Genomic DNA, 26,421 nt, shown 5'->3' on the forward strand with positions numbered 1-26,421 from the left:
GGCGTGCGTACGTCCGCTCAGCGAACGTCAGCACGCCGAAATCGCGCCGGAGGGAGGGCGTGCCAGCGCACGAAGGCGTGGTGGAACGCCGCCGGCTCGGAGTAACCGAGTTGCTGGGCAACCTGTTTCACGGTCGCCCCGCCGCTGAGCAGATCGGCGGCCCTGGCACCCCGCACCTCGTCGATCAGTGACCGGTAGCCGGTGCCCTCGCGGGCCAGCCGACGTCGCAGGGTCCGTTCGGTGAATCCCATCTCGGTGGCCAACGTCCGCATCAGCGGCACCGCGCCCGGATCACGGGCCAGCCGTCGGCGCACCCGGCTCGCCACCGTCGGTTCGTCCTGGTGCCGGGCCAGCAGTTCGTCGCACTGGGCGATGCACTGGGCGGCCACCGCCGGATTGGCCGCCGCCAGCGGGCGGTCCAGCAGCGCGGTGGGGAAGGTGATGGCGTTGCGGTCGGCGCCGTAGCTGACGTCCACCAACTCCTCGACCGCTGCATCGCCGTTGGGTCTGCGGCGCAACGACATCCGCACCCCATCCGGCAGCGGGCCGCCCAGCAGCGCCGGGGTGACGCCGACCATCGTGGCGGCGTCGCGTTCGACCAGGAACTGCCGCACATCGGCCGGCACGTCGCGGTCATCGAGCACGATGGCGGTGGTCTGACGGTTCACCTCCAACGTCACCCGCTCGAACACCGATGTGAGCCGCCAGAACCGGATGCCGACCCGGATGGCGTCGCCGAGGGTGTTGCTGGAAAGCAGAGCGAAGCCGAGGAACCCGGCCCGGGGCAACTGATAGCGCGCACCGGCCGAACCGGCCAGCGCGGTGGGGTGTTCCGTCGCGGCCAGCACGTTGCGCACGATCCGCAGTTCCTGCTCGGCGGTGATCAGCCGGTCGGCGGCGGCCAAATCCGACCGCGTGAGCCAGGTTCCGCGCAGACACCGGTCGGCGGGGATGCCCGCCTCGACGGCGGTGTCGATCAGGTCGGCCGCGGCCACCGGCGGCCGCGGGAGGTTCCAGAACCGCCCACACGCCCGATCGTCGCGACGCACTGTCCGAACGTATCAAGCCGAATGGCCGTTTCGGTCATTTTGCCCGGATCGGCGCTCACCTAACGTCAGGGCCGGGTGATACGGAGGGGAGCCGGTCGAATTGACCATCCTGCAGGAGGATCAGCGCCGCCGCCCACGGTACAAGATGCTCGGCGCACTGTTGCTGATCCTGCTGGCGGCCGCCGTCGCACTCGTCTGGGGACAGTTCCGCGGTGCGTTCACCCCGGTGACTCCGTTGACCATGCTGGCGGCGCGGGCCGGCCTGGTGATGGAGCCGGGCGCCAAGGTCACCTACAACGGTGTGCAGATCGGCCGGGTCGCCGAGATCGCCGCCGTCGACGGCAACGGGGACACCCTGGCGGAGTTCCGGCTCGACGTCGAGCCCCGGTTCGTCGAACTGATCCCGGCCAACGTGCACGCAGAGATCAAGGCCACCACGGTGTTCGGCAATAAGTACGTGGCGTTGACCGCCCCGCCCCAGCCGGCGGCGGCCCGGATCAGCCCGGACCGTCCGATCGACGCGACCGCGGTGACGACCGAGTTCAACACCTTGTTCGAGACGATCACCTCGCTGTCGGAGAAGATCGATCCGGTCAAACTCAACGCCACCCTCACCGCGCTGGCCGACGCGTTCGACGGTCTGGGCGCCGACTTCGGGCGATCGCTGGTCGACGGCAACGCGATCCTGGCCGACCTGAACGCCCGCATGCCGCAGATCCGGCATGACGTCGTCGCGCTGGCCGACCTCGCCGACATCTACGTCGCCGCATCCCCGAACCTGTGGAGCTTCCTGGACGACGCCGCCACCACGGCGCAGACGGTATTCCGGCAACGCGACGATCTCGACAACGCGCTGACCGCGGCGATCGGCTTCGGCGACACCGGCGCCGACGTCTTCGAACGGGGCGCGCCGTATCTGATCCGCGGCGCCGCGGATCTGACCGTGTCGGCCCGGCTGCTGGACCGGCACAGCCCGGCGTTGTTCTGCGGTGTCCGCAACATCGCCCGCGCCGCGCCCGCGGTGCGGTCCGCGCTGGGCGACAACGGATATTCGCTGGCCACCAACAGTTCGCTGCTGGGAGCGGAGAACCGCTATCTGTATCCGGACAACCTGCCGCGGGTGAACGCCAAGGGCGGCCCCGGCGGCAGACCCGGTTGCTGGCAGGAGATCACCCGCGAGCTGTGGCCGGCGCCGTGGCTGGTCATGGACACCGGCGCCTCGATCGCGCCGTACAACCATTTCGAACTCGGCCGGCCGATCGTCGCCGAATACGTCTGGGGCCGGCAGGGCGGAGAGGACACCATCAACCCATGAGAATCACCGGGGTGGCGGTCCGGCTGGGCATCTTCTCGGCGATCCTGCTGCTGTTCACCGCGCTGATCATCGTCGTGTTCGGGCAGGTCCGGTTCGACCGCACCGTCCGCTACGCCGCCGAGTTCAGCAATGTCAGCGGTCTGCGCGCCGGTCAGTTCGTCCGGGCCTCCGGTGTCGAGGTCGGCAAGGTGGTCAGCGTCACCGTCGGCGGCGGCGACCGCCCGGTGCGCGTCGAGTTCGCCGTCGACCACACGGTGCCGCTGTTCGCCTCCACCACCGCGGCGATCCGCTATCAGGACCTGATCGGCAACCGCTATCTGGAGTTGCAGCCGGGCACGGATCGCCGGCCGCTGCCGCCCGGCTCGACGATCCCCGTCGAACGGACCCGGCCGGCGCTCGATCTCGATGCGTTGATCGGCGGTTTCCGGCCGCTGCTGCGATCGCTCGATCCGGGCAGGGTCAACAGCATCGCCGAGTCGATCGTCGTCGCCTTGGAGGGCCGGGGCGACACCCTCGGCCAGATCCTCGACCACACCGCACAACTCACCAGCCGGCTGGCCGAACGTGACCAGACCATCGGCGAACTCATCGCCGATCTGAACGTCGTGCTCGACACCACGGTGCGCTATCAGGAGGAGTTCGACGACACCCTGGCCGATTTCGAAACGCTGATCACCGCGCTGCGCAACCGGGCCGACCCGCTCGCCGACGCGGTCGCCCACATCAGCGACGCCGCCGGCACCGTCGGGGATCTGCTCGCCGACGAACGCCCGGTGCTCAAGGACACCGTCGGCCACCTCGAGAACGTGGCCCAGCCGTTGATCGACGACATCTCCAACCTCGATGATCTGCTGATCCGCTGGCCGGAGGCGTTCAAGACCATCGGCCGGGCCGGCGGCATCTACGGCGACTTCTTCAACTTCTACCTGTGCGACCTCAATCTCAAGCTCAACGGTCTTCAGCCCGGCGGGCCGGTGCGCACGGTGCGGATCACCCATCAGCCGAGCGGACGGTGCACACCGAAATGAGAGCGATCGAAGTCTCCGACCGGGCCCGCACCGGGATCATCGGCATCCTCCTGGGCGTGCTGCTGCTCGGTGTGGGACAGAGCCTTTCCAGCATCCCGATGCTGTTCGCCCAGGCCACCTACTACGGCCAGTTCACCGACTCGGCCGGGCTCAACCCCGGCGACAAGGTCCGCATCGACGGGGTGGACGTCGGCACCGTGACCTCGACCGCGCTGCGCGACGGGCTGGTCGTGGTCGGCTTCAACCTGGGCGGCCACACCATCGGCACCGACAGCCGGCTGGCCATCCGCACCAACACCATCCTCGGCATGAAGGTGCTGGAGATCGATCCCCACGGCAGCGAGGAGCTCAAACCGCACCAGGTGCTGCCCGTGGGTCAGAGCACCGAGCCGTACCAGATCTACGACGCGTTCTTCGACGTGTCCACGGCGGCGTCGGGGTGGGACATCGACACCGTCAAACAATCGTTGACCGTGCTCGCCGACACCGTCGACCAGGCCACCCCACATCTCGGCGCGGCACTGCGCGGGGTGGCCGACCTGTCCGACGTCATCGGACAACGCGATGAGCAGTTCACCGAACTGCTGGCCGGCGCCAACGATCTGGCCGCGGTGTTCGGTGAACGCAGCGCCGACGTCAACCGGCTGCTGATCCACGCCCGCGAGCTGCTGGCCGCGGTCAACGAACGCGGCGCCGCGATCTCCCAACTGCTGGAACGGGTGTCGGCGGTATCGGAGCAGGTGGCCGGCCTCATCGAGGACAATCCCAACCTCGGGCACGTGCTGCGGCAGCTGCAGTCGGTGACCGATCTGCTGGCCGACCGCAAAGACGATCTGGCCGAACTGCTGTCCATCGTGCGCAACTACTCGGCCGGGCTGTCCGAAGCGCTCGGCAGCGGACCGTACTTCAAGGCGTTGGTGGCCAACCTGGTTCCCGGGCAGATCATGCAACCGTTCGTCGACGCCGCGTTCAAGGAGCGGGGGATCGACCCGGAGAACTTCTGGCGGGACGCCGGGCTGCCGGTGTTCCAGTGGCCGGATCCCAATGGCGCCCCGCAACCCAACCGGGCCCCGCCGCCGGCGCCGCCGGTGCGGGAGGGCACCCCCGAACATCCCGGACCGGCGGTGGTGCCCGGCGCGCCGTGCTCCTACACCCCACCGCCGGACGGGCTGCCCCGCCCGGACAACCCGCTGCCGTGCGCCGCCGTCGACCAGGGGCCGTTCGGGCCGGTCCCCGGCGGCTTCGGCCCACCCGCCGTGCTGACCGCACCGACCAAGACGGAAGGCTGATCCGTGGCGACGATCTTCGACATCCACCGGCTGAGACTCCCGCGGATCTCCCGGATCGCCCTGGTGGCAACCGTGCTGGTCGCGGCGCTGGCAGTCGTCGGCGGCTACGCCGGCTGGCGCCTGTACCGGGCACTGACCACCACCACCGTCACCGCGTACTTCCACCAGACCAACGCGCTGTATCCGGGGGACAAGGTGCAGATCGCCGGAATCCGGGTCGGCACCATCGACAGCATCGAACCCGAGGGCGACCTCATGAAGGTCACCTTCCACTTCCAGAACCGCTATCCGGTTCCGGCCGACGCCAAAGCGGTGGTGCTCAACCCGAGCCTGGTGGCGTCGCGCTCCATCCAGCTCACCCCCACCTACACCGACGGCCCGACCATGGCCGACGGTGCGGTGATCCCGCTGGACCGCACCGAGGTTCCGGTGGAATGGGACGATCTGCGCAACGAGATCACCGAGATCGTCAGCCGGCTCGGCCCCACCGACGACCAGCCCAGGGGGCCGTTCGGAGAGGTGGTCGAATCCTTCGCCGACGGGCTGGCCGGCCGCGGCGCGCAGATCAACACCACGCTCACCGGCCTGGCCGATGCGCTCACCGCGCTGCACAAGGGCAGCGACGACTTCTTCGGTGTGGTCACCAGCCTGGCGGAGTTCGTCAACGCACTGCACAAGAACAACCGCCAGTTCGTCGCGCTCAACCGCGACCTCGCCGAATTCACCGCCAAACTCACCGATTCCGATCAGGAACTGGCCGAGGCGATTCGGCGGATCGACCACGTTCTGGCGGTCACCCGTGCGTTCATCGACGACAACGGCTCGGTGCTGGCCCGCGACGTCAACAACCTCGCGATCACCACCACCGCGATCATGCAGCCCGAGCCGCGGGAGGGGCTGGAGACCGCGCTGCACGTGCTGCCGAATCTCGCGGCGAATCTGATCAACATCTACGAACCGGCGCACGGAACGCTGACCGGTGTGCCGGTGGTGACGTTCGCCAACCCGCTGCAGTTCTTCTGCAGCAGCATCCAGGCCGCCGGCCGGCTCGGTTACCAGGAGTCCGCGGAGCTGTGCGCGCAGTATCTGACACCGATCCTCGACGCGATCAAGTTCAACTACGCACCGTTCGGGATGAACCTGTTCAACACCGCCTCCACGCTGCCGAACCAGATCGCCTACTCCGAGGAACGGCTGCGGCCGCCGCCCGGTTTCAAGGACACCACGGTCCCCGGGGTGTGGGCCCGCGACACCCTGTTCTCACACGGAAACCATGAGCCGGGCTGGAAGATCGCACCGGGAATGGCCGGGCTGCAACTGCATCCGAACACCCGCAAGATGATCGCCCCGGATGATCTGGCGGCGTTGATGGGCACCGCGGAGGCCGGCCGATGAGCGCGCTGCGCCGGGCCGCCCGGCTGCTGGCGGCGCTGTCGGTGATCGTCGCGCTCACGTCGTGCGGGTCCTGGCGCGGAATCGCCAACGTGCCGTTGCCGAGCGGTCCGGGCACCGGACCCGGCTCCTACACCGTCTATGTGCAGGTCGAGGATGCGTTGGCGCTCAACGTCAACAGCCGTGTGCGGGTGGCCGACGTGTACGTCGGCACGGTGCGGTCCATCGACCTGGTCGACTGGGTCGGCACGCTGACGATCTCCCTGGATCCGGCGGTCCGGTTGCCGCGCAACGCCACCGCCAAGATCGGGCAGACCAGCCTGTTGGGCACCCAGCACGTGGAACTGGCCGCACCCGCCGAACCTGCCCCGGAGCCGCTGCGCGACGGCGACACCATCCCGCTGCGACACACCTCGGCGTTCCCGACCACCGAACGCACCCTGGCGGGCATCGCCACGGTGTTGCGCGGGGGTGGGGTGGGCAACCTCGAATACCTTCAGAACGAGGTCCACGCGATGCTGTCCGGAAACGCCGAGCAGATCGGCGAATTCCTCGACAGGCTCGCGGTTTTCACCGCGAGCCTCAACGATCAGATCGATCAGATCGACCGTGCGATCAGCTCGACGCGCCGGCTGGCCGGAGTCGTCGCCGAGCGCTCGGCCACGCTGGAGCGGGTGCTGACCGAGGTGCCGCCGCTGATCGAGCATTTCGCCGCGCAACGCGAACTGTTCGTCGACGGGATGGAAGCGCTCGGCCGGTTCGCCCACATCACCGACGAGGCGCTCACCGCGGCCCGCGCCGATCTGCACACCAACCTGCGGCTGCTGCAACGACCGCTGCGCGAACTAGCCCGTGCCGCACCGTATCTGCCCGAGGCGCTGCAGCTGCTGCTGACACTGCCGTTCACCATCGACAACGTCGACAAGGTGGTCCGCGGCGACTACATCAACCTGTCCGGAACGTTCGACCTCACCTTGAGCACCCTGGACAACGGCTTCCTCACCGGCACCGGGTTCTCCGGGGCGCTGCGGGCGCTGGAACAGTCCTGGGGCCGCGACCCGGACACCATGCTGCCCGACATCCGGTTCACCCCCAACCCGTTGGACGCGCCCGGCGGGCCACTCATCGAGCGGGCGGAGTGAGCGGGCATGCAGATCACCCGGATCGTGCGAATCCAGTTGGCGATCTTCGGCGCGCTCACCGTCGTCGCCGTGGTCGCCCTGCTCTGGTACTACCTACGGGTCCCGGCGCTGCTCGGCGTCGGTCAGTACACCCTGTACGCCGAACTGCCCTCCTCGGGCGGGTTGTACGCCACCGCCAACGTCACCTACCACGGGGTGACGATCGGCAAGGTCACCGAGGTGTTGCCGACCGAACGCGGCGCCCGGGCCACCATGAGCATCTCCGAGCGGTACCGGATCCCGGTCGACGTCACCGCCAACGTCCATTCGGTGTCGGCGATCGGCGAGCAGTACCTCGACCTGGTCGCCACCGACGGCGGCGGACAGTACCTGTCGGACGGCGACACCATCACCGAGGCCACGGTGCCCGCCGAGATAGGTCCGGCGCTCGACACCGTCGACCGCGCGCTGGCTGCGCTGCCGCGGGACCGGATCGCGTCGCTGCTGGACGAAACCAGCTCGGCCGTCGCCGGTCTGGGGCCCACACTGTACCGGCTGGTGGACGCCACCCAGAGCGTCGTCGCCGACTTCCGCGCGTATCGGCCCGCCGTCGGCGACGTCATCACCCACGCCGGGCCGATCATCGACAGCCAGGTCGAATCGGGAGCCGACATCGCGGCCTGGTCGGCGCAGCTGGACGAGCTCGCCGCGCAGGCTGCCGAACACGATGCGGCGCTGCAGCGCAGCCTGCGCGACGCCGCACCGACCGCGCGGGCCGTCCACGGCGTGCTCGAGGAAGTCCGGGACGGGCTGCCGCAGACGCTGGCCAACCTGACCATCGTGCTGGACATGCTCAAGCGCTACCACGACGGGGTGGAACAGGTGCTGGTCATCCTGCCGCAGGGCGCCGCCGTCGCGCAGACCGTCGCCGCACCGTTCCCGGGGCAGGCGCTGCTGCATTTCAATCTCGCGGTCAACCAGCCGCCGCCATGCTTCAGCGGTTTCGTGCCGGCCTCGCAGTGGCGGTCGCCCGCCGACACCACCCGGGCTCCGCTTCCGGACCGGTTGTCGTACTGCAAGATCCCCAAGGACGCCGACAACGTGGTGCGGGGCGCGCGCAACTATCCGTGCGCGGACGTGCCCGGCAAGCGGGCCGCGACGCCGCAGGAGTGTCGCAGCGACGAACCGTATGTGCCGGCCGGCACCAACCCGTGGTACGGCGAACCCGGTCAGATCCGCACCTGTCCGGCGCCGGGCGCGCGCTGCGACCAACCCGTCGAGCCGGGCCGGGTCATCCCCGCACCCACGGTGAACACCGGCGAGCATCCGCTCCCGGCCGATCGGCTCCCCCCACCGCCGCTGCCCCGCAGCGACCCGCTCACCCCGCCCGGGCAGGGCACCGTGCGCTGCGACGGCCGGCAACCCAACCCGTGCGTCTACACGCCGGCGCACGCCACCTTCCACCCGGCCCGCGGTGAGGTCATCGGCCCCGACGGGGTGCGCTACCGGCTCGAGGATTCCAGCGGCGACACCGGGGACGCCTGGAAGTCCATGCTCGCCCCACGGTGATTTCGGCGTGCATACGGTCGCTCAGCGATCGTGCGCACGCCGAAATCGCGACGACGCGTCAGGAAATGCGGGCCCGCAAGACCCGTTCCACGATCATCTCGGTGTAGGCCGCGATGACGTCGGGCAGCGAGTGACCGCGGTCGGGGTGGAACCATCCGCTGACCCCGTTGAGCGCATCGAGGATCAGCAGGGCCGCCAGCTTCGGATCCGGCACGTCGAATTCACCCGAGCGCACCCCGGCGACGATCACATCGCGGACCCGGCGCTGGTAGTAGCGACGCAGATCGTCGATGATCGCGCGGTGCTCGGGGGTCAGCGAGTTGATGTCGTGCAGCGCCACCAGGTGTTCGACCCGGCGCCGGATCAGGTGTTCCAGATGAGCGCGGATGAGCGCGGACAGCCGCTCCGCCGGTGTCCCGGCGGCATCGAGCAGCGGCAGATTGAGCTCATTGGGCTCCTTGGTCACGGTGAGACAGATCGCGTAGAGGATCTCCTCCTTCGACCCGAAGTGGTGGTAGAGGCTCGCGCCCCGTATCCCGACCGCCTCCGCCACATCGCGCATGCCGACGTTCGCATAACCCTCGCGGGCGAAGAATTCGGCTGCCGCGCTGACGATCTCCTCCGGGCGGATGCGCGGCCGGCGCCGCGGGGTGTCCCGCCCGATCGGCTCCGCGCCGGACCCCGCGCCGGACCCCGCGCCGGACCCCGCGCGGGACGATGACGTGGCGTTGTCGGGCGACTGGCTCAACTGCTCTTCGCTTTCTACCCACGGTGGTGCGCGGCGGGCTCTCCGGCCCACCGCAGCGCGCTGCGTTCCATAACCTACCGCAGCCCGCTGCACAACCGTCCGAACCGCGCGAGACCCCGCGACGGCCCGAGGGCCCGCTCGCCGGACGTCACGCCGGGGCCATCGTGCGGAGCACCCGCTTGAGGATCTTGCCCTGCGCGTCGGTCGGCAACTCGTCGACGATGTGGACGGCCTTGGGAACCTTGTACGGGGCAAGGTGTTCGCGGCAGTGCGCGACGATGTGTTCGGCCGACGTGTCACTGCCGTCCCGCAGGACGACGAACGCGGTGACGGCCTCCGACCAGTAGCTGTCCGGGACCCCGACGACGGCTGCCCGCAGGACGTCGGGATGACGATGGACGACTCGTTCCACCTCCTGAGAGGCGATGTTGATACCGCCGCTCTTGATCATGTCCTTGACCCGGTCACAGAAGAACAGGTTGCCGTCGGCGTCGATGCGGACGATGTCGCCGGTGCGCAGCCAGCCGCCGCGGAGCACCTGCGCCGTGCGTTCGGGATCGTCGAGATAACCCAACATGACCGACGGGGACCGGCAGATCAACTCGCCGGTCCCGACGTCGTTGTCGTCCTCGTCGACGACCCGGATCTCCAGATGGGTGACGGGTTTTCCGATCCAGGTCGGATCCCCGCCGGGGATGTCGTCGAGGCTTCGGAAGAACCCGACGGTGCCGAGTTGGGAGAGTTCGGTCTGCCCCCAGTAGGTGCCCCACATCACCTCCGGTGCGGCGGCCGCCCAGGCCTCGATGACGTGCGGGGGCACCTGCCCGCCGTAGGTCATACAGCGGCGGACCTGCCCGACGGTGTGGGCGCCGAAATCCGGATGCTGCGACAGCGCGGCGTAGAACGTGGGCGTCTGCGCGATCACCGTGATCTGCTCACGCGCAATGAGTTCCAGCGCCGTACCGGCCTCGATCAGGGCCGGCAGCACCAGGGTGGCGCCCATCAGGGTGAGACTGGTCATCGAACCGATCCCGGCGATCGTGTGGAACGGCATCACGAACAGCCAGGTGTCCTCCGGGTTCGTGCCCAGTCCCCAGCCCCAGGCCGGGGCCGTCGACGCCAGGTAGTTCCGGTGCGGTATCAGCACCCCTTTGGGCGTGGCCTCGGTGCCGGAGGTGTACACCACCAGAGCGACATCGTTCTCGTCGACGTCGGCGACGGGTTCAGCGGTCGGCTGGTCGTTCAGCCGCGCGTCGAGTTCGTCGCCGTAGGTCAACCGGCGCATGCCTTCCGGCAGCACCTCGTCGACCAGCGGCGCGAACTCGGCGTCGGTCAACACCACGGCGGGGCGGCTGTGGGTGAGTTGATAACCGATGTCCGACCCGCGGTACATGACGTTGACACCACCGAACGCGGCGCCGATCTTCAGCGCCCCGTAGTAGGCGGCGACGACATCGACATGATTGCGGGCCATGGAGGACACCCGGTCGCCACGCCCGACGCCCAGTTCGGTGAACAGCGCCGCGAACCGGTTGGCCCGCTCGTTGAGCTCGCCGTAACTGGTCGTCGTGCGGGTGCCGTCGACCCCGTAGGAGATGAAGGCGAGTTTGTGGGGTTGCGTCCTCGCGTGGCGTCGCAGCTGGTCACCGATGGTGGCTCGACCCAGTGCGGTGCGGTGGTGTGGGGCGAGATCAGGCATGGCAGTCTCCTCGGGCGCGGCGGATCCCGACCGGTGTGTCACACCGTCGTCGGCGCGAAGAACGGCTGATCGTAGGTCTCGGCGGCGACGACGTCCTCGACCGGGAGCCGAGTCAGTTTCGCCGGGAACGGATCCCGCGGGTATCCGATCGCGATGTGTGCCGCGGTGGCGACGCCCTCCGGGATGGCCAGCAACTCGCGAACCTCGGGTTCGACCTGGCACAACAGCGTGGTCAGTGCCGACCCCACCCCGAGATTGCGCAGGGCCAGGCAGAAGTTCTGAACGGTCGGATACACCGACGCGCCGCCCACGATCGACAGCCGGCCCAGGTCGGTGTCGGTGGGATGCAGACCGTCGAGTTCGGCGCACGCGACGACGATCGCGGGAGCCTCGGCGAGATGTTCGGCGAAGTAGTCGGCGTCCCGCACGGTCTTCGGCAGCGCGCCCACATTGACCGTGCCGTCGGCGATGCCGGACAGATAGTTCTTCCACAGCGGAAGGTAGAGGTCCTGCAGGGCCGCCTTGCGCGCCGGGTCGCGCACCACGATCCACCGGACCGGTTGGCGGTTACCGCCCTGTGGCGCGAACCGGGCGTGATCGAAGGCCTGGTAGAGAACCTCATCAGGAACGGGATCCGGACGGAAGTACCGACACGTACCCGTGGTCCGCATGGCCTCGACGAGTTCCACCTCATGCCCCTTTCACGACCTATCGACGGTTAGGCGATGTGGGCGATTGTGATGTGACTGCCCCCACATGTCAAGCAGAGCTCGTCGTGCGACACCCCTTTTGAGGTCGGGAGCTTGGTATTCGACGCCGGGTGGGTGGGGCTTGCTGGCGGCTGCCGGGCTGCAATAAACTAACCGCAGTTAGGTTGCTGTGTGAGGAGGCTGGTGTGCAGGAGATTCGCCGGGCGGTTCCCGCCGGAGGCGCCGCCGAGCTGTCCGCCGATATCGAGCACGCGAATCTACCCTCCCTCGTCCCGGTGCTCTACCAGCTCACCGGCGATCGGAAATGGCTCGGCGCACGGTATCGCCCCACGCGCAGCAGGGGTATGGACGACAACGACTCCGGCGGGTTCCCGCCGGAGGTCGCCGCGGAGATCAAGCAGGCGGCGGTGGCGGCGGTGCTCGACTGGGAAGCCGGCGCGAAACCGGCTGTTCCGGCGCCCACCGGAGATGTCCTTCTGGAGCTGCTCGAACTGGCCAACGGTGAACACGTGCCACCCGAGTACGTCGAGTTCGCCGCGGAGGACCTGGGTTTCATCGAGCGGCCAGCACCCCGAGCGGCGTCGCCGGATATCGATGTGATCGTCATCGGCGCCGGGATCTCCGGCATGTTGGCGGTGATCCAGTTGCGCCAGGCCGGTTTCGAACGGATCGTGGTGCTGGAGAAGAACGACGACGTCGGGGGATGCTGGCTGGAGAACAGATATCCCGGGGCCGGTGTCGACACCCCCAGCTACCTGTACTCCTACTCGTTCACGCAACGGGACTGGGCAACGCATTTCGCCAAGCGCGACGAGGTCGAGAACTACCTGCGTCGGGTCGCCGACGAATACCGGGTGCGGGATGCGATCAGGTTCAACACCGAGGTGGTCAGTGCGGAGTTCGATCCGCGTTCGGCACGGTGGACGGTCCGCACCGACCGCGGCGACGAGTTGTCCGCTCGGATCCTCATCTCGGCGACGGGTGTGCTCAACCGGCCGAAGATCCCGTCGATACCGGGTCGGGAGTCGTTCGAGGGGCCGGCGTTCCACACCGCCGAGTGGCCGGACGGGCTGGATCTGTCGGGCAAGCGGGTCGCGGTGATCGGCACCGGGGCCAGCGCCATGCAGGTGGTGCCCGCGATCGCCGGGGAAGTCGAATCGCTGTGGGTGTTTCAGCGTTCGCCGCAATGGATCGCCCCCAACAACGTCTATTTCAGTGCCATCGACCCGGCGGTGCACCGCCTCATGGCGCGGGTGCCGTTCTATGCGCGGTGGTATCGGGCCCGGCTGGCGTGGAATTTCAACGACAGGGTGCACCCCAGCCTGCAGATCGACCCTGACTGGCCGCATTTCGACAGGTCCATCAACGCCGCGAACGACGGTCACCGCCGAGTCTTCACCCGCTATATCGAGGAGCAACTGAGTGACCGGCCCGATCTGATCGAGAAGGTGCTGCCCGACTATCCGCCGTTCGGCAAGCGGATGCTCCTCGACAACGGTTGGTACGCCGCGCTCCGGCGCCCGAACGTGCACCTGGTGACCGAGGCGGTCACCCGGATCGGTCCGTCGTCGGTGTACGGCGCCGGCGGCACCGAGGCCGAGGTGGATGTGGTGGTGTTCGCCACCGGATTTCACACCCACCGGTATCTCTACCCGATGCGGATCGCCGGACGGTCCGGACGGACGTTGGCGGACACCTGGGGTCCCGAGAACGCGCACGCCTATCTGGGAATCACCGTGCCCGACTTCCCCAACCTGTTCATTCTGTGTGGGCCCGGAACCGCGCTGGGGCACGGTGGCAGCTTCATCACCGTCGCCGAATGTCAGGTGAGGTATGTCGTCGATCTGCTGGTGACGATGGCCGAACGGGGCCTCAGGACCGTCGAGGTCCGTCCCGAGGTCGAGGCGGACTACACCCGTCGCCACGACGACGCGCACGCCAAGATGCTGTGGTCGCATCCCGGGATGACGAACTGGTACCGCAACGAGCAGGGGCGGGTCGTCGCCACCATGCCGTGGCGGATCGTGGACTACTGGCGGATGACCCGGTGCGCCGCCCTCGAGGACTACCGGTGCGAGCGCGATGACGCGGCCGTCGCGGTCGACGCGTGAGCTCGTTCACCGAGGGTCTTTCATCTATCCGTAGTTAGGCACGGTAACCAATTCCGGCTGCGGTGTCCGATGGATCCGATGCCTGTAATTCGCCTGTGTATGAACATTTTTCGGCAAATCTCTTGACATGTGCGCCGGATCACATGCACTATCCGAACCAGAACCTAACAGTGGGTAGTTTGAAGTCGCCTACATCAGGTCCCTTCCGTCGACAGTCGGCCGATGCCAGGAGGTCCCCATGATCAAGACCATCGAGATCGGCGCGGTGACGGTCACCCGGGTGATGGAGTGGGAGGGACTCTTCGCCCCCGGCACCGAACTCATCCCGGACAGCGACGACCGGTTCTGGGAAAGCGAGCGCGCGCTCCTCGCGCCGGACCACTGGGAGCCGGCCGACAGGATGGTGCGGGCCTGTCTGCAGACGTTCGTGTTGCAGAGCGAGGGCCGCACGATCCTGGTGGACACTGGAGCCGGGAATCACAAAGAACGGCCGTACCTTCCGGTGTTCGGGCACCTGGAGACGGATTTCCTCGACCGGCTGGCGGCCGCCGGCTTCCGGCCCGAGGACATCGACCTGGTGATCAACACCCACGTCCACGTCGACCATGTCGGCTGGAACACCTATCTGCACGACAGGGAGTGGGTCCCCACCTTCCCGAACGCCCGGTATGTGTTCAGCAGACGTGATTTCGACTTCTGGAATCCGCTCAACGGCCACGAGCGTCGCGGTGCGCTGGTGAACCAGAACATGTTCGAGGACAGTGTGCTGCCCGTGCAGCAGGCCGGTCTGGCGGACATGTGGGAAGGCGACACCCACCGGATCGATGCGAATCTGACGCTCGAACTCGCACCCGGCCACACACCCGGGCTGTCGGTGCTCAAGTTGGAGTCCGAGGGGGAGCGGGCGGTGTTCGTCGGCGACCTGCTGCACAGCCCGGTGCAGATCCTGCGTCCCGATTGGAACAGCTGCTTCTGCGAGGATCCCGGCCGCGCACGGGCCTCTCGGCGCCGCGTCCTGTCCTGGGCGGCGGACAACAACGCGCTGCTGGTACCCGCGCATCTCGGCGGCGACCACGCGGCGGAGGTTGTCCGTGCCGGAGACGATTTCGCCGTCAAGGGCTGGGCCGCGTTCCGCAGCGCCGGCGCCGTCTGAGTGAAGGGCTTTCGCCAGTGTCCGCCGATGTCCGCCAATGTCCGCCGTGAGGCACAACGAAGTCGCCGTGATGAGGAGCTGACGTGACCGTCCTGTTCGATCCGCTCGACGAAGAGCAGTTGGCCGATCCGATCCCCACCTACCGGGCGCTGCGGGAGCAGGATCCCGTTCAGCGCATACCGGTCGGCGGGGGAACCTGGGTGGTGTCCCGGTACGAGGACGTCCGGCGGCTGCTGCGGACCACCGCCGGGCTGATGCAGCCCCCGGGCGCCACCGTGCCGGTGGAACTCGCCGGCGGGCCGGCCGAACGCATCTACCGGGGTCTGATGGTGCTCAACGACCCTCCGGTGCACACCCGGTTGCGAAAGCTCACCGAGAAGGCGATGACACGCGGTGCCGTGGAGAAACTGCGTGCCGACGTGGAGCGGGTCGCCTCCGAGGCCCTCGACGCCATGCTCGAACAGGGCGAGGCGGACGCGATGACCGAACTGGCCTTCACCGTGCCGTTGCGGGTCATCTGCGGGATGCTCGGCATCCCGGAGGCCGACCGGGCCCAGATGCTGGACTGGACACCGGATTTCTTCCGGATCTTCCTGCCGCAGGCCAACGACGCCGACGGGATCGCGGCCTGCCACCGCGCCTGCCAGAACTTCATCGACTATCTCTCCGAACAGATCGAGTACCGTCGCCGCACGCCGGCGGACGACATCTTCTCGGCGCTGGTCAGTGCCGAGGACGAGGGCGATCGGCTCAGCCGCGACGAGCTCGTCGCGACGGTGCTGTCCCTGCTGACCGGTGGTTTCGACACCACGATGGGAATGATCGGGGCCGGCGTGTTCGGATTGGCCAGGCAGCCCGAACAACTCGCTGCGCTGCGGGAGGATCCGGCGGGCCTGGCGCGGACGGCGGTCGAGGAGTTCATCCGGTGGGAGTCGCCGGTGGCGGTGACCTATCGCCATTTCGTCGAGGACGTCACCATCGCCGACACGACCATCCCGGCGGGGGAGCCGATCTGGCTGCTGCTGTTGTCGGCGAATCGCGATGACACCCGGTTCCACGACCCGGACGGCTTCGACGTCCGGCGAAAGCCCAACCAGCACGTCGCATTCGGGGGCGGCCGGCACCACTGCATCGGCAGTCATCTGGCGCGACTCGAAGGCGAAGTGGTGTTCGCCGAGATCGCACGCCGGATCGAGACGATCGAGATCACCGGCGACTCACCGCGTCGCCCGAACTTCCAGTTCCGGTCCTTCACCACCCTGCCGGTCAAGATGACCGGCCGTTCCCGGTAGACCCATCACCAGATCATGAAAGGATTTTCGTGACCACTTCTGCGCAGAGCCCGGCTCATGACGTGCTCGACGAGCACCCGTTCGCGCTCGGCCTGTTCGGGCTGAATGTGTCCGGCGGTATCACCATGACCAGCGCGCCGGGAGCTTTCGAGCTCAGCTGGGAGTCCACTTCACGAGTGGCCCGGCAGGCCGACCGGCTGGGCCTGGACCTGTTGGTGCCGGTCGCCCGCTGGCGCGGTTACGGCGGTCGGCTCAACCCCAACGGTGTGACGTACGAAACGTTCACCTGGGCCGCCGGCGTGGCCGCGGTCACCGAGCGGATCGTGGTGGCGGCGACCGCGCACGCACCGGCGGTGCATCCGGTGGTGGTCGCCAAGCAGGCCGCCACGATCGCCGCCATCTCCGGCGGCCGGTTCGCGCTCAACGCGGTCATGGGCTGGTTCACACCCGAACTGGACATGTTCGGCATCGCCACCAAGGAGCATGCCGACCGCTACCGGTTCGGCGACGAATGGATGGGCATCATCGACCGGTTGTGGTCGTCGACCGAGCCGTTCGATCACGACGGTGCGTCGTTCCAGCTCAGACAGGCCGTATCCGAGCCGCGTCCGGCGCAGCGGCCGCTGGTGCTCAACGCCGGCGCCAGCCCGGCCGGCGTCGAGTTCACCGCCCGGCACGCCGACATCAACTTCGCCACCCTGCTCGACGCCGAACAGGGCCGCGCGCTGGCCGACAACATCACCTCGGTCGCCGAAGCCAACGGCCGGAAGGTCCGCGTGATGACCTACGGGACCGTCGTCCTCGGCGACACCGAGGCGGACGCCCGCCGCCGCTATGAGGAGATCCTGAGCGCCGGCGACTCCGAAGCCGCCCGCAATTTCATGCACTACCTCGGTCTGAACAGCTCCTCGTTCGAAGCGCACATCGCGGCGGCCCTCGAGGAGCACTTCATCACCAGCGGTGGCGGGCTGCCGCTGGTCGGATCCGCCGAGCAGGTCGCCGACCGGCTCACCGAGCTGTACGAGGCCGGCATCACCGGCTTCCTGATGGGCGGGGTGCCATACGACGGCATGCTGGAACGGTTCGGCGCCGAGGTGCTTCCGCTGCTCAGGGAACGCGGCCTGCGGATGTGATCTGCGATTTCGGCGTGCGTACGGTCGCTGAGCGATCGTGCGCACGCCGAAATCGCGGTAAGAGGTACGGTCGTCGGCGTGAATTTGGCTTACGACGATCGTGGCCGGGGCGATCCGGTGCTGTTCATCGCCGGGCGCGGCGGCGCCGGACGGACCTGGCATCTGCATCAAGTACCCGAGTTCATACGGGCCGGCTACCGCTGCATCACCTTCGACAACAGGGGTGTGGGCGCCACCGAGAACGCCGACGGATTCACCACCGAGACGATGGTCGCCGACACCGCGGCGCTGATCGAGAAGATCGGCGCCGGGCCGGTGCGCGTCGTCGGGGTGTCGATGGGCTCGTTCATCGCGCAGGAACTGATGCTGGCCCGCCCCGATCTGGTCACCGACGGGGTGCTGATGGCCACCCGCGGCCGCGAGGACCACACCCGTCAGTTCTTCCGGCAGGCCGAGCGTGAACTGCAGGCCTCCGGGATCGAGCTGCCGCCCGCCTACGACGCGAAAATCCGTCTGCTGGAGAACTTCTCCCGCAAGACGCTCAACGACGAGCGGACCGTGCGGGACTGGATCGACATGTTCACGATGTGGCCCACCAGACACACCCCCGGGCTGCGCGCGCAGATGGACGTCTCCCCGCAGGGCAACCGGCTGCCGGCCTACCGCAACATCACCGCGCGGGTGCTGGTGATCGGGTTCAGCGACGACGTGCTGCTGCCGCCGCATCTGGGCCGGGAGGTGGCCGACGCCATCCCGAACGCCCGCTACCTGGAGATCCCCGACACCGGGCACCTCGGGTTCATCGAACAGCCGCAGGCGGTCAACGAGGCGATCCTGAAATTCTTCGCCGATAGGCTGTAATGGTGAATCCTTCGACCGCGCAGGCCAGGGTGGTCGTCGACGAACTGATCCGCGGCGGTGTCCGCGACGTCGTGCTGTGCCCGGGGTCACGCAACGCGCCGCTGGCGTTCGCGCTGCAGGACGCGGACCGGGCCGGGCGGCTGCGGCTGCATGTGCGGATCGACGAACGCACGGCCGGCTTCCTGGCGATCGGCCTGGCGGTGGCCGAGGGCGCCCCGGTGTGTGTGGCGATGACGTCGGGCACCGCGGTGGCCAATCTGGGACCCGCGGTGGTGGAGGCCAACTATGCGCGGGTGCCGCTGATCGTGTTGAGCGCCAACCGGCCCTATGAACTGCTCGGCACCGGCGCCAACCAGACCTTCGAACAGCTCGGCTACTTCGGCACCCAGGTGCGGGCCACCATCAGCCTCGGGCTGGCGCCGGAGACGATCGGCGACATGTCGACGCTGAACGCCCAGTGGCGCTCGGCGACGTGCCGGGTGCTGGCCGCGGCCACCGGAGCCCGCACCGCCAACGCCGGGCCGGTGCAGTTCGACATCCCGCTGCGGGAGCCGCTGGTGCCGGATCCGCACACCACCTCCGAGGGCCCGCCTCCCGGGCGGCCGGGCGGCAGACCGTGGACCCACACCCCGCCGGTGAGCTTCGACCAGCCGCTGGACATCGATCTGAGCCTGGACACCGTGGTGATCGCCGGGCACGGCGCCGGCCACCATTCCAACCTGTCGGCACTGCCGACCGTCGCCGAGCCGACCGCCCCGGCCCCGGAGAACCCGCTGCATCCGCTGGCCCTGCCGCTGCTGCGCCCGCAGCAGGTGATCATGCTGGGCCGGCCCACCCTGCACCGGCCCGTCTCGGCACTGCTGGCCGACCCGTCGGTGCCGGTGTACGCGCTCACCACCGGTCCGCGGTGGCCGGACGTGTCGGGCAACTCGCAGGCCACCGGCACCCGGGCGGTGGTCACCGGGGAGCCCCAGCCGGCCTGGTTGCGGCGCTGCGCGGAGGTGCACCGGCATGCGATGTCGGCGGTGCGGGAGCAACTCGCCGCGCATCCGCTGACCACCGGGCTGCACGTGGCCGCGGCCGTGGTCGACGCGTTGCGCGACGGCGACCAGCTGGTGCTGGGTGCGTCCAACCCGGTGCGCGACGCCGCCCTGGTCGGGCTGAACGCCCGCAACGTCGCCGTGCGGTCCAACCGCGGGGTGGCCGGCATCGACGGCACGGTGTCGACGGCGATCGGGGCCGCGCTGGCCCACCAGGGCCGCACCATCGCGCTGATCGGGGATCTGACGTTCGTCCACGACAGCTCGGGGTTGCTGATCGGGCCGACCGAACCGGTGCCGCACAACCTGACGATCGTGGTGTCCAACGACAACGGCGGCGGCATCTTCGAACTGCTCGAGCAGGGCGATCCGCGGTTCGCCGACGTGTCGTCGCGCATCTTCGGCACCCCGCACGACGTGGACGTCGGCGCGTTGTGCCGCGCCTATCACGTGGAATCGCGTCAGCTCGAGCTGCCCGAGCTCAGCGCCGCGCTGAACGAACCGTTCGAGGGGATGCGGGTGCTGGAGGTGAAAGCCGACCGGTCCTCGCTGCGGGCGCTGCACGCCTCGATCAAGGCGGCGCTGTGACACGCGGCCCGAAGACCGACGGCGTGACCGGTGCCGCCGACCGGGCCCGCGCCGCGCTGGAGGTGCTCGGCGCGCGGGCCAGGGCGGTGTGGGCGGTGGTCATGCCGCATCTGTACGGCGAGCCGGGGGAGACCCGCAGCCAGCGCATCCTGCGCCGGGTGCGCATCGGCCTGGTCATCGCCGCGTGCGTGATCACGCTGCAGTCGGTGCTGCTGGTGGTGGGCGCCTGGCGCAACGACCGGCAGATCGAACGCAACATGGGGGTGGCAGAGGCGCTGGTGCTCGACGCGGGGCCGCGCCGGTCGACGATCGAGTTCGTCACCCCGGAGCGGGTCACCTACCGGCCCGAACTCGGGGTGCTGTACCCGTCCGAACTCGACACCGGCATGCGCATCTACGTCGAGTACGACGTCAACGATCCCGAGCTGGTGCGGGTTCAGGACCGCAACGCGCTGCTGGCGATCGTGCCGGCCGGGTCGATCGCGGTGCTGGGCTGGATCGTCGTCGGCGCGGCGCTGGTCGGGCTGGCGTTTCTGCAGCGCCGGCTGGAATCGCGTACGCCCACCCCCGCCGAGCCGGCGCGAACTCACACGAGCGGCTGAAACCCGCGATTTCCCGGCTGCTCGCGTCCACACCACCGGTCGGCAACCTGGTGGTCAGCTGCGGCTGAGACGCTGCGGGTGTGCGGGTCGCGATCGTCACCGAGTCATTCCTGCCCCATGTCAACGGGGTCACCAACTCGGTGCTGCGGGTGGTCGAACATCTGCGCGGCACCGGGCACGAGGTGCTGGTCATCGCGCCCGACACCCCACCCGGCCAACCCCCGGCCGAACGGGTTCACGACGGGGTGCGCATCCATCGGGTGCCGTCCCGGATGTTCCCGAAGATCACCTCGCTGCCGCTGGGGATACCGCGGCCCCGCATGATCGGTGTGCTGCGCGGCTTCGACCCCGACGTGGTGCACCTCGCCTCACCGGCGCTGCTGGGCTACGGCGGTCTGCTCGCCGCCCGCCGGCTCAGGGTGCCCACGGTCGCGGTGTTCCAGACCGACGTCGCCGGGTTCGCCGCCAGCTACGGCATGGGCGTGGCCGCGCGGGCGGCGTGGGCGTGGACCCGTCATCTGCACCGCCTCGCCGACCGCACCCTGGCCCCGTCCACCGCGGCCATGCGGGATCTGGCCCGCCACGGTGTTCCGCGGGTGCACCTCTGGGCGCGGGGGGTGGACGTCGGCGGTTTCGCACCGTCGGCGCGGGACGAGCAGCTGCGCCGGCGCTGGTCGCCCGACGGCAAGCCGATCGTCGGGTTCGTCGGCCGGCTGGCCCCGGAGAAGCATGTCGAGCGGCTGCGGGCGCTGGCCCCGCGCACCGACCTGCAGCTGGTGATCGTCGGCGACGGGGTGGACCGGCGCAAGCTCGAGAACCTCTTGCCGACAGCGGTTTTCACCGGTGCGCTGTACGGTGAGCAGCTCGCGGCCGCGTATGCGTCGATGGACGTCTTCGTGCATCCCGGCGAACACGAGACGTTCTGCCAGGCGGTGCAGGAGGCGCTGGCCTCCGGTCTGCCGGTGATCGCCCCCGACGCCGGCGGCCCCCGGGATCTGGTGGCGCCGTGCCGCACCGGGCTGTTGCTGCCGGTCGAGGAGTTCGAGACCCGGCTCGCCGGGGCGGTGGATCACCTGCTCGCCGAGCGGCCGCGGTACGCGGTCGCGGCCCGGCGCAGCGTGCTGGGCCGGACCTGGCCGGCGATCTGCGATCAACTGCTCGAGCACTATGCGGCGGTCGCACCCGCCGTCGCGCACCCGGCACCGCACCGGCACGCCGGATGACGCCACCCCGGGGGTCACCCCTGGGCCAGCACGGCGATCGGCTGCCACTCCTCCCAGGTCTGCAACCGGCTCTGGTAGTCGGCGTTGACGATCTGCAACGGCAGCTCGCCGAAGAACACCCGCAGCGGCGGTTTCTCGGCGTCGACGACCTTGAGCAGGGCAGCCGCCGACGCCTTCGGGTCGCCGGGGCGGGCCACCCGCTGGGACCGCACCCGGTCGGCTTCGGCGCGGGACTCGGCGTATTCGGGCATCGTCGCGGAGCGGCGGGCCGACGAACCACCCCAGTCGGTGGCGTAGCCGCCCGGTTCGATCAGCGTGACGTGGATGCCGAACGGCGCCACCTCCAGCGACAACGACTGGGAGAGCCCCTCCAACGCCCATTTGGAGGCGTGATAGGCGCCCAGATCGGCGAACGCGGACACCCCGCCGATCGACGACACCTGGATGATGTGCCCGCTGCGCTGGCGGCGCAGATACGGTAGCGCCGCCTGGGTGACCCAGAGCGCTCCGAAGAAGTTGGTCTCCATCTGATCGCGCACCTCGGTTTCGGTGAGCTCCTCGACGAAGCCGAAATGGCCGTAGCCGGCGTTGTTGACCACGATGTCGAGGCGGCCGAAGTGGTCGTGTGCCCGCTGGACCGCGGCGAAGTCGGCGGCGCGGTCGGTGACGTCCAACGTCATGGCCAGCACCGCGTCGCCGAACCGGTCCCGCAGATCGTCGAGGGTGGAGACGTCGCGGGCGGTGGCCGCCACCCGGTCGCCGCGGTCCAGCGCCGCGATCGCCCATTCCCGGCCGAAACCGCGCGATGCCCCGGTGATGAACCAGACCTTCGAGCCCCAGACGTTCGAACCCATGCGCTGCCTTCCGTCGCGAGTGCGTTGTGCAGTTCAGCATGCCGACCGGACGGATTTCGTGCGGAACTTTGACCCGGTAGCGTCAGGGACGTGAGCCGGGCAACTCTGGAGAAGGATCCCCGCGACGTCGCGTCGATGTTCGACGCGGTGGCGCGGCGTTATGACCTCACCAACACCGTGATGTCGCTGGGGCAGGATCGGTTCTGGCGTCGGGCGACGCGGGCCGCGCTGCGCATCGGGCCCGGCGACACCGTGCTGGATCTGGCGGCGGGCACCGCGGTGTCGACGGTGGAGCTGGCCAGATCCGGCGCGTGGTGTGTGGCCGCGGACTTCTCCGTCGGCATGCTGGCCGCCGGCCGCGGGCGGGCGGTGGCCAAGGTCGCCGGCGATGCCACCCGGCTGCCGTTCGCCGACGGGGTCTTCGACGCGGTGACGATCAGCTTCGGGCTGCGCAACGTCGTCGACCACGCCGCGGCGCTGCGGGAGATGGCCCGGGTGACCCGGCCCGGCGGCCGGCTGGTGGTGTGCGAGTTCTCCACCCCGACCCATCCGGCGTTCGCGACGGTCTACAAGGAGTACCTGATGCGGGCGCTGCCGCGGATCGCGCGGGTGGTGTCGTCCAACCCGGAGGCCTACGTCTACCTCGCCGAGTCCATCCGGGCCTGGCCGACGCAACTCGAACTGGCCCACCAGATCCGCGACGCAGGCTGGTCGAAAGTGCGCTGGCGCAACCTGACCGGCGGCATCGTCGCACTGCACGCGGCCACCAAACCGGCCCGGTAGTTTAGCGCGGGGGCGGGGTGTCGGCCATGTCGACGGTCAACAGCGGTCCGAGCACCTGGCCGACCGGGGTGCGCGCCGACTTGTTCGGCCGCTCCCACATCGGCACGCACACACCGACATAGGGGACTTCGGCGCAGCGCCGGTCGGGGTGCCCGGGCGCCGCGGCCGCCGGGCCCGGCGATATCAGGGCGGCGGCGGTGAGAGCGGCCGCCAGTGCGAGCGGGCCGGCCAGTCTGGCGGACATCGGACCGGGCATCGCGGACCTCCCAGTTGACCCCGACGGGTCGGGCCGACGGGCTGTGATCTCAGCTGCGGCCCTGTGGGGTCAAGGCTACGCCGTTCGTCGCTGCCGGCAACCCCGTCGCACCCCGGCATATTCCGGTCGGGTCAGCCGGGGTGCTGCAGGGCGAGGTCGCAGATCTGCTGCGGCGCCGCTGGTGCTGTCCGGCGAATGTGCAACGCGCACACCAGGTTGTCGCACATGACCGGCGACGGTGCGGCCGCGCTGGACGCCCGGTCAGCTGAACGGCGGCCGCTCGTCCAGTCGGCGGGACCCGGCGCCGGCCGTGCGCCACACCCGCGCCACCCAGTCGGAGTCCTCGTCGGTGACCAGGTTGCCCATCACCCGTACCGCGATATTCATCAGCTTCGTCGAGCGCATCGCCACCGGACCGGTCAGCGGCAGGAACCGCGGCCGGGTCAGCAACGACGCCAGCCGCCGCGCCACCGAGAAGCCGTGACCGTAATGCCGCTGCAGCAGCGCCGGCCAGGCCTGCGACAAGTCACCGGAGCCCAGCAGTCCGGCCGCGAACCGCCCGGTCTCCAGGCCGTAGTCGATGCCTTCACCGTTGAGCGGGTTGACGCACGCCGCGGCGTCGCCGATGAGCATCCAGTTCGGCCCGGCCACACCGGACACCGCCCCGCCCATCGGCAGCAGCGCCGACAGCGCGGCGCGGGGCGGGCCCGGAAAACCCCATTCGTCGCGGCGCAGTCCGGTGTAGAAGGACAGCAGCGGACGCAGCGCCGCATCGGCCGGGCGTTTGGCGGTGGACAGCGCCCCGACGCCGATGTTCACCTCGCCGTTGCCCAACGGGAAGATCCAGCCGTAACCGGGCAGCAGTTCGCCCTCGGCCGAGCGCAGTTCCAGATGCGAGGTGATCCACGGTTCGTCGTGGCGGGGGCTCTCCGCATAGGCGCGGATCGCGATGCCGTAGACGGTCTGCTGATGCCATTGCCGGCCCAGCGCGCGGCCCAGGGTGGAACGGGCGCCGTCGGCGACGATCAGTTCGGTGCAGCGGATCTCGGTGCCGTTGTCCAGCTGTACCGACGCCACCCGCCCGGATGAGTCGTGGGTCACGCCGGCGGCCTTGACGCCGAGCATCATCTTCGCGCCGTCGTCGACGGCCACCATCCGGATCCGGTCGTCGAGTTCGGTGCGCGGCACCGCGCTGCCGGTGGACGGGAAGGACGGGCCGGGCCACGGCACTTCCACCGCGGCGCCGAATCCGCTCATCCGCAGCCCGTGGTGGCGGATGTGGGTGTCGAGCCACGGGCCCAGCCCGAGCAGTTCCAGTTCGGCGACCGCCCGGGGGGTCAGACCGTCGCCGCACGCCTTGTCGCGGGGGAACTGCGCGGAGTCGATGACCAGCACGTCTCGGCCGGCCCGGGCGGCCCACGCCGCGGCCGCGGAACCTGCCGGTCCGGCCCCGACGACGACGACATCGGCGCTCACCCGATCGCCGTGTCGCCCGTCCTGCCCTGCACCGGGGGCTGCCCCGAGCGCTCCTTCGCACCGGCCGTCCATGGGTACCAGTATGTTGGCATCGTGAACACACCAGCGACCGTGGTGGCCGGCGTGGATCTAGGTGACCCGGATTTCGCCGCCGGCGTCCGTGACGGCGTCGCGCGCATCGAGGATCTGATGTCCTCTGAGCTGGGCAAAGCCGACGACCTGATGGCCGAGGCGGTACAGCATCTGTTCCGGGCCGGCGGTAAGCGATTCCGCCCCCTGTTCACGGTGCTGTCGGCCCAGCTGGGGCCGGAGCCCGACGCCTGGCAGGTCACCGTCGCCGGCGCGGTGATCGAGTTGGTGCACCTGGCGACCCTCTATCACGACGATGTGATGGACGACGCCGAGATGCGTCGCGGTGCGCCCAGCGCCAACGCGAAATGGGGGAACAGCATTGCGATCTTGGCCGGCGACTACCTGTTCGCGACCGCGTCGCGGCTGGTGTCGCGGCTCGGGCCGGAGGCGGTGCGGGTGATCGCCGACACGTTCGCGCAACTGGTCACCGGTCAGATGCGCGAGACCCGCGGCGCCGCCGACGGCGCCGACCCGATAGAGCACTACCTGAAGGTGGTGTACGAGAAGACGGCGTGCCTGATCTCGGCGTCCGGCCGGTTCGGTGCGACGTTCTCCGGCGCCGACGAGGAGCAGGTCGAACGGCTCGCCCGGCTGGGCGGCATCGTCGGGACGGCGTTCCAGATCTCCGACGACATCATCGACATCGAGAGTGAGTCCACGGAGTCGGGGAAGACGCCGGGCACCGACCTGCGCGAAGGGGTGCACACGCTGCCGGTGCTGTACGCGCTGCGGGAAACCGGCCCGGAGGCCGAGCGGCTGCGGGAGTTGGTGTCGCGACCGGTGGAGGACGATGCGGACCTGGCCGAGGCGCTGGACCTGCTGCGCCGTTCGCCGGGAATGGCGCAGGCCACCGAGACGGTCCGGGAGTACGCGACGGAGGCGCGCAGTGTGCTGGCGCAGCTGCCGGCCGGACCGGGCCGGGACGCGCTGGCAACCCTGATCGATTTCACCGTGAACCGACACGGTTGACCCGAACCGGAACCTCTCACGTCCGGCT

General features: G+C 69.4%; 22 protein-coding genes and 1 pseudogene. 16 read left to right on the top strand and 7 right to left on the bottom strand.

Annotated elements, in window-relative coordinates; genetic code table 11:
• Nucleotides 1–17: 17 nt before the first annotated feature.
• Nucleotides 18–1,049: an AraC family transcriptional regulator gene (locus tag CKW28_RS03245; RefSeq protein WP_040547213.1), complete on the bottom strand. Its 1,032-nt coding sequence runs from the start codon at nt 1,047–1,049 to the stop codon at nt 18–20.
• 145 nt (nt 1,050–1,194) lie between these two features.
• On the opposite strand from CKW28_RS03245, the gene CKW28_RS03250 reads away from it, so the two are divergent.
• The 6 genes and pseudogenes from CKW28_RS03250 (at nt 1,195) to CKW28_RS03275 (ending at nt 8,763) form a co-directional block, all read left to right on the top strand.
• The gene (locus tag CKW28_RS03250) at nt 1,195–2,364 is read left to right on the top strand and encodes an MCE family protein (RefSeq protein WP_050812052.1); all 1,170 of its coding nucleotides are present in this window, start codon (nt 1,195–1,197) and stop codon (nt 2,362–2,364) included.
• A complete protein-coding gene (locus CKW28_RS03255) occupies nt 2,361–3,392 on the top strand; it encodes an MCE family protein (RefSeq protein WP_003926486.1) in 1,032 nt (343 codons plus the stop codon). The genes CKW28_RS03250 and CKW28_RS03255 overlap by 4 nt, the downstream gene beginning before the upstream one ends.
• Nucleotides 3,389–4,678: pseudogene (locus CKW28_RS03260) on the top strand (MCE family protein); the annotation flags it as partial. The gene CKW28_RS03255 and the pseudogene CKW28_RS03260, both read left to right, overlap by 4 nt.
• A gap of 6 nt (nt 4,679–4,684) precedes the next feature.
• Nucleotides 4,685–6,076, top strand: a complete 1,392-nt coding sequence (locus CKW28_RS03265; RefSeq protein WP_003926484.1) for a virulence factor Mce family protein — start codon at nt 4,685–4,687, stop codon at nt 6,074–6,076.
• Nucleotides 6,073–7,215 (top strand): MCE family protein, encoded by a 1,143-nt coding sequence (locus CKW28_RS03270; protein WP_003926483.1) that lies wholly within the window; start codon nt 6,073–6,075, stop codon nt 7,213–7,215. The genes CKW28_RS03265 and CKW28_RS03270 overlap by 4 nt, the downstream gene beginning before the upstream one ends.
• A gap of 6 nt (nt 7,216–7,221) precedes the next feature.
• Nucleotides 7,222–8,763 carry an MCE family protein gene (locus CKW28_RS03275; RefSeq protein WP_003926482.1) on the top strand — a complete coding sequence of 514 codons (1,542 nt, stop codon included), beginning with the start codon at nt 7,222–7,224 and terminating at the stop codon, nt 8,761–8,763.
• A 58-nt stretch (nt 8,764–8,821) separates the two neighbouring features.
• Here the strand turns inward: CKW28_RS03275 and CKW28_RS03280 are convergent, their stop codons facing one another.
• The 3 genes from CKW28_RS03280 to CKW28_RS03290 all read right to left on the bottom strand — a co-directional run bounded on the left by CKW28_RS03280 (nt 8,822) and on the right by CKW28_RS03290 (nt 11,899).
• Nucleotides 8,822–9,511, bottom strand: coding sequence for a TetR/AcrR family transcriptional regulator (locus CKW28_RS03280; RefSeq protein WP_003926481.1), 690 nt, complete (start codon nt 9,509–9,511; stop codon nt 8,822–8,824).
• 148 nt (nt 9,512–9,659) lie between these two features.
• Complete coding sequence (locus CKW28_RS03285; protein ID WP_003926480.1) at nt 9,660–11,210, bottom strand: class I adenylate-forming enzyme family protein; 1,551 nt, start codon at nt 11,208–11,210, stop codon at nt 9,660–9,662.
• 38 nt (nt 11,211–11,248) lie between these two features.
• Nucleotides 11,249–11,899, bottom strand: a complete 651-nt coding sequence (locus CKW28_RS03290) for a nitroreductase family protein (RefSeq protein ID WP_003926479.1) — start codon at nt 11,897–11,899, stop codon at nt 11,249–11,251.
• Nucleotides 11,900–12,105: 206 nt separating this feature from the next.
• Here CKW28_RS03290 and CKW28_RS03295 point away from each other — a divergent pair, with 206 nt between their 5' ends.
• The 8 genes from CKW28_RS03295 (at nt 12,106) to CKW28_RS03330 (ending at nt 21,923) form a co-directional block, all read left to right on the top strand.
• Nucleotides 12,106–14,031, top strand: coding sequence for a flavin-containing monooxygenase (locus CKW28_RS03295; protein ID WP_003926478.1), 1,926 nt, complete (start codon nt 12,106–12,108; stop codon nt 14,029–14,031).
• A gap of 238 nt (nt 14,032–14,269) precedes the next feature.
• Nucleotides 14,270–15,184: an MBL fold metallo-hydrolase gene (locus CKW28_RS03300; RefSeq protein WP_003926477.1), complete on the top strand. Its 915-nt coding sequence runs from the start codon at nt 14,270–14,272 to the stop codon at nt 15,182–15,184.
• Nucleotides 15,185–15,267: 83 nt separating this feature from the next.
• The gene (locus CKW28_RS03305; protein WP_003926476.1) at nt 15,268–16,476 is read left to right on the top strand and encodes a cytochrome P450; all 1,209 of its coding nucleotides are present in this window, start codon (nt 15,268–15,270) and stop codon (nt 16,474–16,476) included.
• A gap of 29 nt (nt 16,477–16,505) precedes the next feature.
• Nucleotides 16,506–17,609 (top strand): LLM class flavin-dependent oxidoreductase, encoded by a 1,104-nt coding sequence (locus CKW28_RS03310; RefSeq protein ID WP_040547212.1) that lies wholly within the window; start codon nt 16,506–16,508, stop codon nt 17,607–17,609.
• A gap of 78 nt (nt 17,610–17,687) precedes the next feature.
• The gene (locus CKW28_RS03315) at nt 17,688–18,470 is read left to right on the top strand and encodes an alpha/beta fold hydrolase (RefSeq protein WP_040547211.1); all 783 of its coding nucleotides are present in this window, start codon (nt 17,688–17,690) and stop codon (nt 18,468–18,470) included.
• Nucleotides 18,471–18,472: 2 nt separating this feature from the next.
• Nucleotides 18,473–20,098 (top strand): 2-succinyl-5-enolpyruvyl-6-hydroxy-3-cyclohexene-1-carboxylic-acid synthase, encoded by a 1,626-nt coding sequence (gene menD / locus CKW28_RS03320; RefSeq protein ID WP_003926473.1) that lies wholly within the window; start codon nt 18,473–18,475, stop codon nt 20,096–20,098.
• A 101-nt stretch (nt 20,099–20,199) separates the two neighbouring features.
• Nucleotides 20,200–20,700 (top strand): DUF3592 domain-containing protein, encoded by a 501-nt coding sequence (locus CKW28_RS03325; RefSeq protein WP_050812050.1) that lies wholly within the window; start codon nt 20,200–20,202, stop codon nt 20,698–20,700.
• 80 nt (nt 20,701–20,780) lie between these two features.
• Entirely contained in the window at nt 20,781–21,923 is a 1,143-nt protein-coding gene (locus CKW28_RS03330) for a glycosyltransferase family 4 protein (RefSeq protein WP_003926471.1), read from the top strand.
• 14 nt (nt 21,924–21,937) lie between these two features.
• Here the strand turns inward: CKW28_RS03330 and CKW28_RS03335 are convergent, their stop codons facing one another.
• Complete coding sequence (locus CKW28_RS03335) at nt 21,938–22,777, bottom strand: SDR family oxidoreductase (RefSeq protein ID WP_003926470.1); 840 nt, start codon at nt 22,775–22,777, stop codon at nt 21,938–21,940.
• 90 nt (nt 22,778–22,867) lie between these two features.
• Between CKW28_RS03335 and CKW28_RS03340 the strand changes: the two genes are divergently transcribed.
• Nucleotides 22,868–23,560 carry a demethylmenaquinone methyltransferase gene (locus CKW28_RS03340; protein WP_003926469.1) on the top strand — a complete coding sequence of 231 codons (693 nt, stop codon included), beginning with the start codon at nt 22,868–22,870 and terminating at the stop codon, nt 23,558–23,560.
• Nucleotide 23,561: 1 nt separating this feature from the next.
• Here the strand turns inward: CKW28_RS03340 and CKW28_RS03345 are convergent, their stop codons facing one another.
• Both CKW28_RS03345 and menJ read right to left on the bottom strand, forming a co-directional pair.
• The gene (locus CKW28_RS03345; protein WP_003926468.1) at nt 23,562–23,804 is read right to left on the bottom strand and encodes a hypothetical protein; all 243 of its coding nucleotides are present in this window, start codon (nt 23,802–23,804) and stop codon (nt 23,562–23,564) included.
• 273 nt (nt 23,805–24,077) lie between these two features.
• On the bottom strand, nt 24,078–25,292 hold the full coding sequence (gene menJ, locus CKW28_RS03350) for a menaquinone reductase MenJ (protein ID WP_003926467.1): 1,215 nt from the start codon (nt 25,290–25,292) through the stop codon (nt 24,078–24,080).
• Nucleotides 25,293–25,385: 93 nt separating this feature from the next.
• Here menJ and grcC1 point away from each other — a divergent pair, with 93 nt between their 5' ends.
• A complete protein-coding gene (gene grcC1, locus CKW28_RS03355) occupies nt 25,386–26,393 on the top strand; it encodes a nonaprenyl/(2E,6E)-farnesyl/geranylgeranyl diphosphat synthase (RefSeq protein WP_003926466.1) in 1,008 nt (335 codons plus the stop codon).
• Nucleotides 26,394–26,421 lie beyond the last annotated feature (28 nt).

It is taken from the genome of Mycolicibacterium thermoresistibile, from assembly GCF_900187065.1.
Taxonomy (GTDB): domain Bacteria; phylum Actinomycetota; class Actinomycetes; order Mycobacteriales; family Mycobacteriaceae; genus Mycobacterium; species Mycobacterium thermoresistibile.